General features: G+C 58.9%; 9 protein-coding genes. 6 read left to right on the top strand and 3 right to left on the bottom strand.

Going from position 1 to position 16,086, the window contains the following annotated elements:
• Window positions 1-28 precede the first annotated feature (28 nt).
• Together GKA01_RS02210 and GKA01_RS02205 are read right to left on the bottom strand one after the other, a co-directional pair.
• Window positions 29-1,786 carry a putative bifunctional diguanylate cyclase/phosphodiesterase gene (locus GKA01_RS02210; protein WP_146859112.1) on the bottom strand — a complete coding sequence of 586 codons (1,758 nt, stop codon included), beginning with the start codon at window positions 1,784-1,786 and terminating at the stop codon, window positions 29-31.
• A gap of 189 nt (window positions 1,787-1,975) precedes the next feature.
• Window positions 1,976-2,659, bottom strand: coding sequence for a Fe2+-dependent dioxygenase (locus tag GKA01_RS02205; RefSeq protein WP_146858797.1), 684 nt, complete (start codon window positions 2,657-2,659; stop codon window positions 1,976-1,978).
• Window positions 2,660-2,803: 144 nt separating this feature from the next.
• Here GKA01_RS02205 and GKA01_RS02200 point away from each other — a divergent pair, with 144 nt between their 5' ends.
• Genes GKA01_RS02200 through GKA01_RS02190 form a run of 3 tightly spaced genes read left to right on the top strand, consistent with a single transcriptional unit; the run spans window position 2,804 to window position 8,348 of the window.
• Window positions 2,804-4,084: a TolC family protein gene (locus GKA01_RS02200; protein WP_146858795.1), complete on the top strand. Its 1,281-nt coding sequence runs from the start codon at window positions 2,804-2,806 to the stop codon at window positions 4,082-4,084.
• On the top strand, window positions 4,081-5,256 hold the full coding sequence (locus GKA01_RS02195) for an efflux RND transporter periplasmic adaptor subunit (protein WP_146858793.1): 1,176 nt from the start codon (window positions 4,081-4,083) through the stop codon (window positions 5,254-5,256). Before GKA01_RS02200 ends, GKA01_RS02195 begins: the two co-directional genes overlap by 4 nt.
• 8 nt (window positions 5,257-5,264) lie before the next feature.
• The gene (locus tag GKA01_RS02190) at window positions 5,265-8,348 is read left to right on the top strand and encodes an efflux RND transporter permease subunit (RefSeq protein WP_146858791.1); all 3,084 of its coding nucleotides are present in this window, start codon (window positions 5,265-5,267) and stop codon (window positions 8,346-8,348) included.
• Window positions 8,349-8,363: 15 nt separating this feature from the next.
• Here the strand turns inward: GKA01_RS02190 and GKA01_RS02185 are convergent, their stop codons facing one another.
• Window positions 8,364-10,358 (bottom strand): hypothetical protein, encoded by a 1,995-nt coding sequence (locus GKA01_RS02185; protein ID WP_146858789.1) that lies wholly within the window; start codon window positions 10,356-10,358, stop codon window positions 8,364-8,366.
• 536 nt (window positions 10,359-10,894) lie between these two features.
• Between GKA01_RS02185 and GKA01_RS02180 the strand changes: the two genes are divergently transcribed.
• The 3 genes from GKA01_RS02180 (at window position 10,895) to GKA01_RS02170 (ending at window position 16,054) form a co-directional block, all read left to right on the top strand.
• The gene (locus GKA01_RS02180; RefSeq protein WP_194265823.1) at window positions 10,895-11,683 is read left to right on the top strand and encodes a deaminated glutathione amidase; all 789 of its coding nucleotides are present in this window, start codon (window positions 10,895-10,897) and stop codon (window positions 11,681-11,683) included.
• Between the two features lie 236 nt (window positions 11,684-11,919).
• Window positions 11,920-12,894 carry a carbon-nitrogen hydrolase family protein gene (locus tag GKA01_RS02175; protein ID WP_146858785.1) on the top strand — a complete coding sequence of 325 codons (975 nt, stop codon included), beginning with the start codon at window positions 11,920-11,922 and terminating at the stop codon, window positions 12,892-12,894.
• A gap of 430 nt (window positions 12,895-13,324) precedes the next feature.
• Window positions 13,325-16,054 carry a TonB-dependent receptor domain-containing protein gene (locus GKA01_RS02170; protein WP_208653388.1) on the top strand — a complete coding sequence of 910 codons (2,730 nt, stop codon included), beginning with the start codon at window positions 13,325-13,327 and terminating at the stop codon, window positions 16,052-16,054.
• Window positions 16,055-16,086 lie beyond the last annotated feature (32 nt).

Below are 16,086 nucleotides of genomic sequence, written 5' to 3'. Positions count from 1 at the left end.
CGTCAGGGTGATCCTGCTGTGGGGCTTTTTACAGGAGTGCCTTGCAGCGGATCTTTTCCAGAGCGGCCGGAATATCGATGACCGGTACCGCCTCGCACAGAAAATCTCCCTGTACGAAATCGCATTCCATCTCCAACAGGGCGCGAACCTGCGTTGCATTGTCGATGCCTTCAGCCACGACCTTTCGACCCAGGCTATGGACGATATCGATCACACCCCGGATAATCGCGGCATCGGTTCCATGGCGTTCGAGCCCTGCTACGAAAGCCCTGTTGATTTTCACATAGTCGAACGTGATTGTCTTGAGATGGGTCAGGGACGCAAATCCCGTCCCGAAATCGTCAAGAGAAATCTGTACGCCCTTGCGGTGAAGGGTGTCGAGTTCGTCCTCGATCTGTTTGTGATGGGGACGGGCGAAAATATTCTCCGTCACTTCCAGAGCCAGGGCATCAAGAGGAACGCCCATTTCTTCGGCGCATGAGGCGATTTTGCGGAAGACTTCCGTGCCCTCGTGGTCGGAGGACATCACGTTGATGGCGATCCGTTCGAAACTGATGTTCTGTTCATGCAGGCGGCGCATGTCCTTCATGACCTGATGTGTCACGAACGTATTGAGGGCCAAGGCCAGACGGGGGTCTCCAAAGATTTCCGGGAAATACTGGGGGGAAAGGACTTTGTGTTGCGGGTGGTCCCAGTGGAGGAGCGCTTCGAAGGAAATGCGTCCTGGCATGTTCAAGGAAAAGATTGGTTGGTAGAAAACCGAAATGCTCTGGTTGCGGAGCCCGGTCTGGACACGTCGGCGGAGACGGGCCGCAAGATCCTGTTTTTCTTCCATGACGGGATGATAGCCGCGGATACGGTTTTTCCCGCTGGTCTTAGCGGCGTAAAGAGCCAGGTCCGCACATTTTAGAAGAGATTTCTCCCGGGCATCTGCCAGTGGAACGCAGACATGGCCGATGCTGACCGTACAGGCATGGTTGATGGTGCGGCTGCGAAAGCTGAAACGCATCCGGGCCAGAATATCCTCGAGAATCGCTTCGAATGCTGAGGGCATGCTGCCCGTCATGAGAATGGCGAATTCATCCCCCCCGATGCGGGCGATGAAGCAGTGCTCGCTCTGGAACGACTGGAGCTTTTCCGCGACCTTCCGTAGCAGACGGTCACCGGAGTCATGGCCGGATGTATCGTTGATCGTCTTGAAGGTATCCACATCCAGCAGTGCCAGACAGATATGACTGGCTGTGCTCGTCCGGAGAACACGGCGCAGGGTGTGGGAGAAATGAAGCCGGTTGGAAATTTTCGTTAGGAAGTCGGTATTGACGGCTTTCTGAAGCTTCTGGCGGCTGGATTTCAGATGATGTTCGGCCTGTTTGCGCGAGCTGATGTCGAAACGGATCGCGACATAGCTTGTAACCTTGCCGTTTTCGGAGACATGCGGAACGATGGTCGTATCGACCCAGTAGAAAGACCCGTCCCGTCGGCGGTTGCAGATCTCGCCGTGCCAGACATGACCTGAGGCAATTGTCCGGTACATGTTCCGGAAAAATTTTCTGTCATGCTGACCGGAGCGCAGCATGCGATGATCATTGCCGATGAGCTCGTGGCGGCTGTAACCGCTGATTTCCTCGAACCGGCTGTTGACGGAAAGAATTCGTCCTTTCGTATCGGTGACGGCGACGATGGCGGAGCAGTCCAGAGCATGTAGCACGAAGTCATCGCGTGAGCTCTGGGGCCAGTGATTCCCATAGCTTAGGGTATTTCTACCTGCATCCTCATGTTTTTCCATCACTCAGGTTGACTCTCTCGATAGGAGGCCTGAGTATTATCCTATAATAATTAAGCGTTCGTTAAAAGGCTATGATGGTCATTTCGAAAGAAATTTTCGGGACTTGTCTGGTATATCTTTTTCTTCAGGTTATTGTGTTAGTTTTTATTTGGAGTCACAGAGTAAAGGTTCGAGGGTTGGTCGTCGGGGTCAGAGTTCGGCCCATTGTCGCAGAAGATTATGATAGGTCGAGGTCAACCCAAGAACAGCGGGGTGACTGTCGGGCAGCGCTTTGCGTGTTTCGATAATGGAGCAGTCGAATTCATAGAGCAGTCTGCGCTTCGTATCATCGCGCACCATGGACTGCGACCAGAAGAACGACGCCCAGCGACTGCCGCTTGTGATGGGGTTGACGCTGTGCAGGCTGGTCGAGGGATAGAGGACCATATCTCCAGCGGGAAGTTTGACACTCTGGGTGCCGTATGTGTCCTGAATGACGAGCTCTCCGCCTTCATAGTCGTCCGGTCCGGTCAGGAAGAGCGTGGACGAAACGTCGGTACGGATGCGCATGCCCGCGCCGGGGATCGGCCGGATGGCATTGTCTACATGGGCGTCGAAATGCATGCCGGTGTCATAGCGGTTGAACAGCGGCGGGTAGACCCGCAGGGGGAGAGCAGCACTGTTAAAGGTCGGATTCCGGCCAAGCGCGCGCAGGACGATTTCCCCAAGTTCACGGCATTCGGAGGAGTCCTGTGGGATCTGGAGGTTCAGCTTGGCTTTTGCGGACTGCTCGCCCGCAGTAATGCGGCCATCGGTCCATTCGGCGGCCTCCAGCCGCTCGCGGACATACCGGACTTCTTCAGGCGAAAGAACGCCGGGCACATGGATGAGCATGAAACAGCACTCCGGGAAATGGGATCAGTTGAGAATGGATCTTATTTCCTGTGTCATAAGACCGTTTGGGGAAACCGGCAATCGACACGGCCGGGCGGATGGGTCTGCGTTGACACGTCCGGCGGGGAAGGGGAATAGACGGGAATGGCATTTCCTTCCCTTCCTGTCGCGCAGGCGTGGCGCAGCCATGCGGGAGTCTTCTGGCTTCTGACGCTGGTCTGTGGTGTGTTGCCTGCCTGTGCATCAGAGGGGCTGGGAGCGCCACTGTCTATCCATGATGCGATTGCGGCCGCCTGGAAGGCAGATCCGGTCAGGGCCGAGCTTGAGATCAATCAGGACTCCGCGGATGCGCGGGCGAAAGCAGCACAGTCCTGGTTTGCCGGCGGCCCCACCCTGACAGGCGATTATTATGATGATCGCATCAGCGGCTCCAATCATGGATATATCACCTGGCAGGGAGGCGTTTCTGTGCCGCTGTGGCTGCCGGGGCAGGGAACGGCCACGGAAAACGTTGCGAAATCCCAGGCGAAAACGGCGCTGGTCCGCCTTGATGTGGAGCGGATGTCGATTGCGGTGCGGGTCGTGGACGCGACGGGAGCCGTGATCATGGCAATGCGCCGCCGGACGGCCGCTCTGGCCACGGTGGCGGCCCTGCGGCGGATCGAGAGCGATGTGCAGAGGGCCGAACATGCCGGAGAAATCGCGGTTTCGGACCGGCAGGCCGTTGAGGCCCAGCTTGCCCAGGCGCGGAGCGAAGCGGATATGGCGCTCGAGGAAACTGAAACCACGTCGAGCCAGTTGCGAACCCTGACAGGCCTGCCGGGGGTGCCGGATATCACGCAGGCGGACGAGCAGTGGCTGTCCCGGACACGCGCCGGTGACTCACGCTGGGTCGAGGATATCGACCCGCGGGTGCGCGCGGCGCATCAGGCGGTGATTGCGGCGCAGGACCAGATGAAACTGGTGCGCCGCAGCTTCATGCCCAACCCTGAAATCGGCGTCGCCGCTATCGATCAGGGGCAGTATCAGAGCCCATGGGATACGCAGGTAGGAGTGAACCTCCGGGTGCCCCTGCCGAGTGCCGTAACGAATACGCCGCGTGAAACCGCGGCCCGCGACGCTATGGCTGCGGCCACACGGCAGGAAGTCGAAGCGCGCCGCGCCGTGCGTAACGAGATGGCCCAGGTCCGGGCGCATCTGGTGGCTGCAACCGCGACCCTGTCCAATTCAAGGGTTGAGGCCAGTTCCATGTTGCGCCGGGCCGACGGGATGGAGCGCTCCTGGCGGGTCGGAGAAACGCCACTGATCGAGGCGCTCCGTGCGCGGGTGGATGCGTATCGTGCACTTCTGGATCTCAACCGTTCGGAGATTGCCTGGCATGCGGCAGTCATCCGGATGGGGATCGCCACGGGGACCATTCCATGAGCCGGCTGATGCGTTTTCTGGTGTGCGGCCTTACTGTCTGTACGTTCGGCATGGCCCGGGCCGGCGAAGGAAGCGCCGGGAGGCCGGACTGGATGCAGCCTCTGAAGCTGGGGGGCGAGGCGCGCGAAGGCGAGCGTCTGCGAACCGCACTGGTTCGCTCGGGTACGCTGCATGACACCATCCCGGCTCTGGCGCGGGTCAGTGCGGATCTGTCGCGGACGGTCATCATCCGCACGAGTGGCGACGGAAAGGTCACGGCGGTGCATGTCACACCCGGGCAGGCCGTGGCGCCGGGTCAGTCACTCATTGATTACACTGATCATTCACTGCATGTCCTACACCTTCAGATGGAGCAGAACCAGGCGGCGCTGGTATCGGCGAAGGCGGCGCTCGGCGAGGCCGAACTCGCGTACCGGCGTGGGCAGGCCCTTGTCGGTAGTACAGTGTCCGCCGGAGAAGTGAGGCGTCGTCAGGCGGCGGTGCAGCAGGCGCGCAGCATGGTTGTGGCGCGGGAAGCGGATATCGGGTTGATCGAGCACCGCCTGACGGAGGAATTCACCTCCGTGACGGAAAAAATCGTGCAGGACGAGGCGTCGACGCTGATTTCGCCCGTGCGTGGCGTGGTGCAGTCCATCCAGACATCCGTGGCGTCAGATGTAACGCCGGGGCAGGCCGTGGCGACGGTCGTGGACCTTTCGGGAGTCTGGATCGTCGCGGATCTTCGGCCCGACGAAGTATCGCGCATTGCTTCGGGCGCCGTCGTAACCGTCAGACCTTCTGGCAATGCCCATATCGCGCCGTTCCGCGCAAACATCACAACCATTGATGGCGTGGCGGACCCGGTGACGGGTCTGGTACGCGTGGTCTGTGTGGTGGAGAAGCCCTCGGCTTTTCTGAGGCCGGGTATCATGCTGGACGCTGCGTTGGAAACCAGCGAGGCCGTTGACGGTCTGATCGTGCCTGTCGGGGCCCTCCAGACCATCGAGGGGCACGATCTCGTCTATGTCCAGACGGCCGAGGGGCAGTATGCGCCCCGTGAAGTGAAGGTCAGACTCGCCACTGATGATGATATCGTTGTGGAAGGTCCTCTGCGTGCTGGTGACAGGGTGGTAACGGAGGGCAGTTTCGCGCTGAAATCCATGTCGCTCCTCAGCGGGCTGGATACGGACTGAACGGATTCATGCTGCGCCTTTTCCAGTCCAACCGTCTGGTCCTGCTGGGACTGCTTGTTGCACTCATGATCGGCGGTCTGATGACGGTGCCCGGTCTGCCGGTCGAGCCTGTGCCGGATATTTCTCCCAAGCAGGTGATGGTGTCGGTTACAGCGCCCGGACTGGCTACGGAAGAAGTTGAAAAACTCATTACCCTTCCCGTCGAGGCCAGCCTGACGGGCATTCCGGGGGTGACGGACCTGCGCTCCGTGTCACGAACCGGTGTGTCGGCGGTCTATCTCCAGTTTGATGACGCGACCGATATCGATCTGGACCGTGCCCGGGTCGCGGAGCGGCTGCAGGGTGCACGGGACAGCATCACGCTACCCGGGATCGGCGTGTCGATGGGACCGCTGGCGACGGGCATGGGTGAGATCATGCAACTCCAGATCAGGGGAGCCGGCCACTCCCTGATGGAGTTGAACCGTCTCATGACCTGGACGGTGGTACCGCAGCTCAGGCTTGTGCCGGGTGTGGTGGACGTCAACGTCAATGGCGGCGCGGTCGAGACCTACCAGGTGGCGGTCGATCCTGCGCGGATCCGGGCCTTTGGTGTTTCGGTTGGCGATATCGTGCAGGCGGTGGATGCCAATAATGCCTCCTCAGGCGGTGGCTGGATTGCGCATCATGCCGAACAGAACGTCGTGGTCGGGCGTGCACTCGTGGGTAGTCTGGCGGATTTCGGCGCCATACCCGTGAAATTCGGCGTTGATGGTCACGTCATCCGTCTTCGGGATATGGGCGTTGTGTCCGCAGGACCCCGCACACGGCTCGGCGCGGTAACGCGGGACGGGCAGGGCGAGGCGGTCATTGGTGTCGTGATGATGCAGACCGGCGCAAGTTCGAATGCGACGCTGGATTCCATAAGGCGTGCCCTGCCGGCCATCCGTCAGTCGCTTCCGCCGGGCGTTACGCTGGAACCGTTCTACAGCCGGGCGGACCTGACGGGCCAGACGATTCATACGGTCAAGGAAAACCTGCTGATCGGCGCAATTCTGGTGCTCGTCGTGCTGGTGGTCGTTCTGGGAGACTGGCGGGCGGCACTGGTGATCGTGTCCGTCATTCCGGCGTCTCTGGTGGCGGCGATGGCTGGGATGCGGCTGTTCGGCGTCTCGGCCAATCTGCTGAGTCTGGGCGCGATCGACTTCGGAATGATTGTGGACAGCTCGCTCGTCGTGGTCGAACATATCATGGTCGAACGGGGCGAAAACCGGGCGGGCAAACCTTTCACCGAACTGACGGCGGATGCCGCCAGAGCTGTGGTAAGGCCAGTCAGTTTCGCGATCCTCGTCATCGTCATGGTCTATCTGCCGGTGCTGACCCTCCAGGGGATCGAGGGCAAAATGTTCCGGCCGATGGCGCAGACGGTCATCATGGCGCTCCTGGCCTCACTGGCCTACTGCTTCGTCTGCGTGCCTGTCCTTGCGGCTCTTGTGATGCGCGCGCGACAGGACGATCGGGAAACGGCCTTCGTGCGGCAGATCCGGCGCTGGTATGAACCCGGCCTGCGCTGGACGGAGCACCATAGCGGGCGACTTCTGGTCGTAACGGTGGCGGCATTTCTGCTGGCGATGGTCGTGGGCGGACGACTGGGCGGAGAGTTTGTGCCCCAGCTTGAAGAAGGGTCGCTCGTCCTGACGTCGACACGACTGCCCGGCGCGTCCCTCGATACGGTTCTGGACGGTGTGACGGCAGAGGAGAAAATCCTGCGTTCCTTTCCGGAGGTCCGGACCGTCGTCAGCAGCACGGGCACGGCGGCGATCCCGACCGATCCGATGGGCACGAACGAGACGGACACCTTCATTTTCCTGCGGCCGCATGACCAGTGGAAAACCGCCCGGACACAGGCCGGACTGGTGTCGGCGTTCAATGACGCCCTTCAGAAGGCACGTCCCGATGCCGCCTATTCCTGGTCCCAGCCGATCCAGATGCGGATGGATGACCTTCTGGCAGGTGTGAGGACGCAGCTTGCGATCTCGGTCTATGGTGACGATCTGGCGGAGCTGGACCGGATCGCGGGGCAGATTGTCGGCGTTCTGAAAACCGTCCCCGGCGCGGCCGACGTCGCCCTGCAGGGGAGTGGCACGGTCCCGTTTCTGCATATCGACGTGAATCGGGATGCGGCGGGTCGGCTCGGGGTTTCGGTCCCGGATGTTCTGGCCGTGGTGGAGGCCGTGGGTGGGCATGTGGGCAAACCCGTAACGGTTCAGGGGGCAATTATTCCTACGCAGGTTCGTCTGCGGGAAGACGCTGTCAGCTCTCCGGAGCGGATTGGACATCTACAGGTGCGGCGTGCCGACGGGAGAGGCTGGGTCCTGTTGTCGCAGGTCGCGGATATCACGCTTTCGGACGGCGTGGCGCGGATTGACCGGGATAATATTCACCGTCGGGTGATCGTGCAGGCCAATATCCGCGGGCGGGATGTGAGTTCGTTCGTGGCGGCGGCCCAGCAGGCAGTGGCGCAGAAAATAAAGATGCCGCAGGGCTACCGGATGGTCTGGGCCGGGCAGTTCCGGAACCTGCAATCCGCGTTGCACCGGCTGTTCATCGTCGTGCCCATCGCGCTGGCGCTGATTTTCCTGCTGCTGGTGGCAGCTTTGGGGTCGTTCGGCGCGGCCTCGCTCGTATTCGCCAATCTGCCGATGGCGGCAACAGGCGGTATTTTCATGCTGGCGCTGCGGGGGCTGCCGTTCAGCATCGCGGCGGGGATCGGCTTTATTGCACTCTTTGGTGTGGCGATCCTGAACGGTGTGGTGCTGGTCAGCCAGATCCGCGTATTCCGGGAGCAGGGGCTGGCGGCGGCAGATGCGGCGTTTCAGGCAGCCCGAAGCCGGTTGCGGCCTGTTCTGGCGACGGCATCCGTGGCCAGTCTGGGTTTCTTCCCGATGGCGTTCTCGGGCGGATCGGGCGCGGAGGTGGAGCGCCCTCTGGCGTCCGTCGTGATCGGAGGGCTCGTCTCCTCCACACTCCTTACGCTCTTCGTTCTGCCAACGCTCTATGCGCGGTTTTTCGGCACTGACAGAAAAACCGTCCCGGACAGGACAGAAGCCTGACTGGGACGCCGGGTTTTACTGGAATGGCAGGTAGCGGAAATCGAAGAAGATTTGGCTCATGCTGGTATGCGGGTCCCCCCCGATACCGGACCAGATCTGGCGACGCGCATAAGCGAGCTGCGTGCCCGCTTCGACGGTTCCGAAACGGCCCTTGAAGAAACGCCACCAGCCACCAATCGTGATTTCGGAGACGGCGCGTGTATTGGCCGTACAGGCCAGCGTGGAGAGTTCCTGAAGGCAACCGGCATTGGAATAGCCGGGATTGCCATAGCCATAGGACGCGCCATTTGAATTGAAATAGGAGTGGCCGACCCGCTGGGTGCCGACATAACCATAGACATCGATGCGCGGATTGGGGTGCGCGATGACGCCGGCCTGCGCCTGAACGCCGAAGAGAGGGTCCGGGCTGCCATTGGCCTTGATCGTGGCGTCGGGCAGAAGGACGGAACCGTAACGGTTGATGCCCCAGCCCGCGAGGCCCGCCATCCGCAGTTCCACCTTGCCGGGGATGAGCGGCAGGATCATGGAGCCACCCGCGCCACCGCCAATAGCCGTGTTGTTATGGCCGGTATGGCCCATCGTCACGCGGTCATGCGGGAAGTGCAGGATGCCTTCCATTTCATAATGGCCCCAGACGGGATCATAGGCGACCTTGCCGATGACGTCGGGTGCGATTTCGTTGGAGAAATTGGTTGTGTCGTTGGTGAGGCCGACGCCATTTTCGCCGATCGTGACGGTGGAGCCGTTGGGCATCGACACAGCACCGTTGCTGGTGGAAAAGCCGGTCGTGTCATAGAGCGTGGCTGGATTTTCGATAGAAAGGCCGGTCCACAGACGGTGATGGAAGAAGTCTTTCACGATACGGACCTGCCACTGTCGCGACCAGGTCTGGCCCGCGAGCATGGAGGCTTCAATCGTTTCCGGAAGGCTTTCCTGTCGCGCGACGATACCCGCACGGCCCGGCGTCAGGAGGCTCCACGCCTGACCGCCAAGGAAATGCCAGCCCGCCTTGTTGTCATCATAGGCAAGGTACGCCTGGCGGAGACGGAAGGAATAGCTGTTGCTTTCATAAGGGTCGGTAGTGACCGCGCCCGCACCGAAATCGGATTCGAAAAAGCCGGAAATCGTCGCTTCGGAGTTGATATTTCCACGTGCGAGCAGGGACAGGCGGCTGTAGCGGGCGCCGCCGTCAAAATTGTTGGTGTGATAGCGCGGCTCGTTCGGATACGGCATGTCCTGCCAGTAGTTGAACGTGTCGGAGGCGATATGGCGGTTTTCGAGCACGGCTGCCGTATCGACAAAGCCGCCTAGCATGAGCGTGACTGGCCCGAGATGGAAGACGCCGTGATCGCCTACCGCACCGGCGGCCTGCGCGCCGAGCGTTTCACGCGGATGGGGACCCACACCGTTTTCCGCGAAATGAACGACGACATCTTCGGCGCGATGACCCACGACATCAAACTCCGATCCCTTGTCGGTATCGACGAGGCCGCGGCCAGTGGGAGATAGGGAGAGGTCCCGACGTGCTACGCCGCCATGTGGCATACCGGAAGCGGACTCCGATCCATGCCTCTCCTTGGAAGTCGTGTTAATGTTCCGAACAGGCGTCACAGCTTCACCTGTGCTGGTCGCGTGACGACGAAGCGCTGCTGTCGTCACGCGACCAGCATGACCGGAAGATTCGGAGAGCGGTTCACTAATTTGATGGGCGGCAGGGCCTCCAGCCACGACACCATGGGAAACACTTGAAGCGCCGCCGGCCGACGTATGGTGTCGCGCGATTTCCTCTTTCAGTATGGCCATGTCGTGATTGATGGCGCGCTGCTCTTCCTGCACATGGGCTTGCGCCGCCTGAAGGCGACTCATTTCCTGTTCCATTTTCGAAACAATATCGTCGTCAGCCCTCGCTCTGCTCCCCAGCAGAAACAGACCCAAGGCCGTTCCGAGAAACAGATATCCACGTCCCGAAAACTTTCGTGAACGCGGCGCGCGGAAATCAAGCAGGCTCAAGTAAGTTCCCCATGTCAAAAGATGTCTAAGAGCATGTGCATGAACTGGCATGGGATAGCTTTTAAAAAGATTTTCAGTCTCCGGAGACGTAAACGATGCTCTGAATGCAACCAGCGTTCTGGAAATATGCGTCATGATTCGGAGTTGGATTCACGAGAGTGTGATTGCAATTTTCCTGTGAACGTTATGTCTGAGGCTATTTTTTCTAAAAACAAAATTTCTTTCATTCTGGATGGATTCTTTCCAATGACTTCAAAAATCGGCGATAATTTTTTTTGGATATTTAAATAATTCTGATGAATGTCCTGATATATGAAAATGGGAATGTTAAACCATTAAGATTTCTTCGAAATATTCCCCTCGAACGGTAGGCGGGTATGGTGTGAGAAAAAGTATCGGCCGCCTCAGGCACGTTCTCCGGCTCTGAAAGACCATGAAAGCCGACGTCTTCGTCTTCACGGTTTCTGTCCGGTGAGGCATGGTGACGATGGACATGGCGGGGCATTTGTTATGACCCGGGCGAGAAGGACGTCATTATGAAAGTTGCTCTGGGACAGTTTGCCGTAGCGCCGGATTGGGAAACCAACCAGCGTCAGTGTCTGGATCTGATCGCGCAGGCGCGGGAAGGCGGTGCCGAACTTCTGGTTCTGCCAGAGGGTATTCTCGCGCAGGACATTAACAATCCGGAACTTCTGCCGCGGACGGCGCAGCCTCTGGACGGTCCGTTCATGGAAGGACTGCGCAATGCCAGCGACGGCATCGCCGTCGTGGGATGTGTCAACGTTCCGGATGGAGAAGGACGCTTTTTTAATACCCAGTTTGTGCTGCGCGATGGCGCCTTCCTCGCTACATATCGCAAGCTGCATCTTTATGACGCTTTCAGCATGAAGGAATCCCAGCGGACCTCGCCGGGACTGGACCTGCCGCCCATTGTCCGGATCGGAGACATGAAAGTCGGTCTGATGACCTGCTATGATGTCCGCTTCCCGGAACTGGCGCGTCATCTCGCCCTGTCCGGCGCGGATGCTATCCTGCTGCCCGCCGCCTGGGTGCGGGGGCCGGGCAAGGAGCGGCACTGGGAAATCATGGCGGTGGCGCGTGCGCTCGAAAACACCTGTTACGTCGTCGCTGTCGGGGAATGTGGTGCCCGGAACACAGGTTTCAGCATGGTTGTCGATCCGCTGGGCGTCGTGACGCTGGCTCTCGGAGAATCGCCGGCGCTGGGCTTCGCAACGCTGGACCCTGCGCGGATCGCTCACGCCCGGAAGATCCTGCCTGTGTTGGAAAACAGGCGCTTTGCCGCTCCGGTTCTGGCAGAATCTTGACCACGGCCGGGGCGTTCTCAATGATTGCGAGCGGAACGTCTTGGGGTGTTTGGGAACACCCTGCATGAGCGCCCCTGTCACTTTGTAAGAGAGCCCGTCACTCCCGGCATCTATAGTTAGCGAATTCTGAAGGCGGATTCTGGCGTCTGGTGTCAGGACTGTTATCGTCTTTGCCGTCTGGTGGTGCCAGACGATTAGCGGACGACCGTCCCGACCCATTACGCGAGAGAGCATCTATGACCAAGCTACGCGTTGCCGTCATTCAGGCGGGAACGACCCTGTTTGATACGCCTGCCACCCTTGACCGCATGCAGGCGCATTGTGAGGCCGCGGCGGCGCAAGGCGTGAAACTGGCAGTTTTCCCTGAAGCCTATGTTGGCGGCTATCCGAAGGGCCTGAATTTCGGAGCGGTACTGGGCAGCCGTTTCCCCGAGGGTCGGGACGACTATCTGCGATACTGGAAATCGGCGATCGCGGTGCCAGGGCCGGAGACGGACCGGATCGGCTCCTTCGCGGCGAACATGGCGGCGCATCTGGTGGTGGGCGTGATCGAACGCGACGGTGCCACCCTGTATTGCACGGCGCTCTTTTTCGGCCCCGACGGTGCGCTTTTGGGCAAACATCGCAAGCTGATGCCGACGGGAACGGAACGTCTGGTCTGGGGGCAGGGAGACGGCTCCACCATCCCCGTGTTCGATACAGAAATCGGACGTCTGGGCGCTGCCATCTGTTGGGAGAACTATATGCCGGACCTACGCCAGAGCATGTATGCCCGCGGGATCAGCCTCTGGTGTGCCCCAACTGTCGATGAGCGTGATATCTGGCAGGCCTCCATGCGGCATATCGCCTATGAGGGGCGGACTTTTGTGCTGAGTGCTTGCCAGTTCATGACCCGAGGGGACGCGCCGGAAGACTATGTCTGTCATCAGGGGAGCGACCCGCAGACCGTCCTCATCCGGGGCGGTAGTGTCATCGTCAGCCCGCTGGGAGAAATCATTGCAGGACCGGTCCATGATCGCGAGGCAATTCTGACAGCTGATATCGACCTCGATGACATTATCCGTGGCAAATACGATCTGGATGTTGCCGGGCATTACGCCCGTCCGGACGTGTTCAGCCTGCATGTTAATGAAGAAGCCAGAACGCCAGTCTCATTCTTCGGCGCCGCCTGTGCAGCGAACACTCCGGAACCGGACGCCTCCGAGACCTGAAGCAGCAAAAGGCGGTCTGTCGGGAAGGCCCTCCGGCAGACCGCCTTTTGCTTCCCGGAACGCCATCACGACAAAGCGCGACTGCGGAACAATTCTAGTTGTTTCTGCATTGTAATGTATGTAAATTTTATTTTCATACTATCAAGCATAGGGCTTTACTCCCATGGCGCAATCAGGATTCCCGCTGGGTCTTTTTTCTCGCTCTCTCCTTTCAACGTCGATCCTGTGTGTCCTGCCGATGACAGCTGTCTGTGCCGCTGAAGTGAAAGGGGCTGACGCTCCGTCAGTTGTTGAAAAGAAAAAAAATTCTTCAGAACATTCCGTATCCGAATCTAAATCTGCGCATGCGACGACGACCAGTGCCAGTTCTCGCAGGAAAGCACTGCACAAGGTTGCTTCAGTCAACGGTGGCGCAGCCGAACAGGTGACGGTGACGGGTAGCCATATTGTCCGTAACGGCTTCAGTTCGCCCACTCCGGTCACGGTTCTCGGTCGGGAAGATATCGCCGCGCAGGTTCCCGCCAATATTTCGGAATTGGTGAACCAGCTACCTGCTGTAACTCAGGCGAGCACATCCGCGACCAGTTCTGGATTTTTGTCATCAGGCCTTGCCGGTATCAATGCTGTCAACCTGCGTGGTCTCGGTGCGAACCGTACCCTGATCCTGATCGATGGTCAGCGGTCCGTTGCGTCCTCGATTACCGGACTGGTGGACGTCAATACCATTCCTCAGAATCTTGTTGAGCGCGTGGAAGTCGTCACGGGAGGCGCTTCCGCGCAGTATGGTTCGGATGCGGTAGGAGGTGTCGTCAATTTTGTCCTGAACAAGAAATTCTCAGGTCTGAAACTGTCAGCGAATACAGGCTTCACGACCTATGCGGATGATCCGAACTATACGCTCAATGCAACGATGGGAAAGACGTTCCTGAACGGGAAACTTCATGTCCTGCTTGATGCGCAGTATTATCAGCAGTTCGGCGTCGATACGATCGACCGTTCCTGGAACGACAGCGGATACTTCCAGATCAATAACCCTACCTATACCGCTACCAATGGGCAGCCCCAGCGTCTGGTGGGGTCGGGCTTCGGGCCGTCTACATATACGTCAGGTGGCCTGATCAGTTCTGGCCCGCTTGCAGGAACTTATTTCGGTGCGCCCGGCCAGACAGGTCAGCTCAAATATGGGGTAAGAAGTACGGCTTCCAGCCCTTACATGATCGGCGGGGATACGGACGAGACCCTGAAAGGACATGTCGGGACAAATTCGCTCACACCGAGCGAGGAACGGATCAGTGTCTTCAACCGTACGTCCTATGACATCAGCGAGCATACCGAGATCTTCGGCCAGTTTTCCTGGAATAAATATATCGGGAGCAGCTATTATCAGCAGACCCCCAGCACCGGTGTAACGATCAATCGCGATAATGCCTATCTGAACCGGGATTACTCCCAGGTTGCCAGCCAGATGGCGGCTGCGGGGTTGAATTCTTTCAACATGGGAACCAGTAATGCGGGTTTCCCGGTGCCGGGCAGCGATGTAAGCCGCCAGGTCTTCCGCTATGTCGGCGGCATGAACGGGAAGTTCAAGTTTGCAGGCAATAACTGGCATTGGGGTTGGTACTATCAGTATGGTCGGACGCTCGACGATATCCGTCTGAAGAATACATGGAATCTTTCCCGCATGGCTCTGGCCCAGGATGCGGTGATGCATAACGGGCAGATCATGTGCCGGTCCACGATCACCAATCCCGGCAACGGCTGCGTGCCCATTGACCGACTGGGAACGAGTGGCCCGTCCGCTGCGGCGCTGAACTATATTTATGGTGGCCAGACAGGACAGCCGGCGCGCGAACAGGTTCTCCAGCAGCACGTCGCCTCCTTCGATATCGGCGGAGACATGTTCCACCTGCCGGGCGGAAATGCCGCTATTGCCATGGGCGGAGACTGGCGCCGTGAGTCCGTGTCCGGTTATGTGAACTCCGCCTATCAGTCAGGCTGGCAGTACGGCAACTTTCTGGCCAACAAGGGCTCCTACAATGTCAAGGAAGGTTATGTGGAGCTTGACCTGCCCGTTCTGAAAGGCGTCGATATCAATGGTGCCGGGCGGTATACGGATTATTCCACATCCGGAAGCGTCGAGACCTGGAAGACGGGGGCTACCTATGCGCCCATTCAGGACATCAAGTTCCGTGGGACTTATAGCCACGATATCCGTGCGCCCAACCTGAATGAGCTTTATGCCGCAGGCACGTCGCTGAACAACACGGTCGTCCTGCCTGCAAACTCCCCCGATCCCGGATCGCAGCCTTTCACACAGATCCGGACCGGAAATCGCAACCTTTCCCCGGAGACGTCCAACACCTGGACTGTGGGAACGGTCATCAGCCCGCGTTTCCTGCCCGGATTTATGGCGTCCTTTGATTATTACAGCATCAATATCAGCAACGCGATCGGAACTGTGACCGGTCAGAATGCGGTAGATTTTTGCTATTCCGGCGGAACGGCATGGTGCAATAACATCCATTATTCGAATGGTGTCCTGCAAAGCATCCTGCTTCAGCCGTTCAACTTCGCCAGCCAGAAAGAGCGCGGACTGGATATCGAGGCCAGCTACCGGTTCCGCCTGTCCAAGATCTGGAAAAAACTGCCGGGCTCATTCTCAGTACATGGAGAAATCACGCATTACATCTCCAACACGGTTGATAACAACGTTTATCCGATCAACTACGCGGGTGTGAACGGTGGAAGCCTGGCGGGTGATTACAGTGCGCCGAAGTGGAATTACCGGATCAGCTCATTCTACAAGGTCGATGACCTCACCTTCAATCTTGTCGCGCGCGGCTTCAGCTCCGGTGTGTATGGCAATGATTACGTCCAGTGCACCACGAACTGCCCTGTCTCGACGCCCCAGCACCGCACGATCAATAACAACCGTATCAAGGGCGCGGTCTATTTCGATACGTCGATTGCTTATGATTTCACGGCTTATGATCATCCGGTGCGGGCGACATTCGTCATGAACAACATGCTGAACTCGAAACCGGTTCTGGTCGGCAACGGTCCGGATGGAAATAACGTCCCGGCTTTCGCCCAGACCAATGAATCACTTTACAATTATCTCGGACGTGTTTTCCGTGTGGCGGTGACGACAAGTTTCTGAAACCGGCACGGCATCGTATCGGCAGGAACGTG

This window comes from Gluconobacter kanchanaburiensis NBRC 103587, assembly GCF_007988905.1.
Taxonomy (GTDB): Bacteria; Pseudomonadota; Alphaproteobacteria; order Acetobacterales; family Acetobacteraceae; genus Gluconobacter; species Gluconobacter kanchanaburiensis.
The sequence above is the reverse complement of the archived record's forward strand: the minus strand, read 5'-3'. Positions and strand labels throughout refer to the sequence as shown.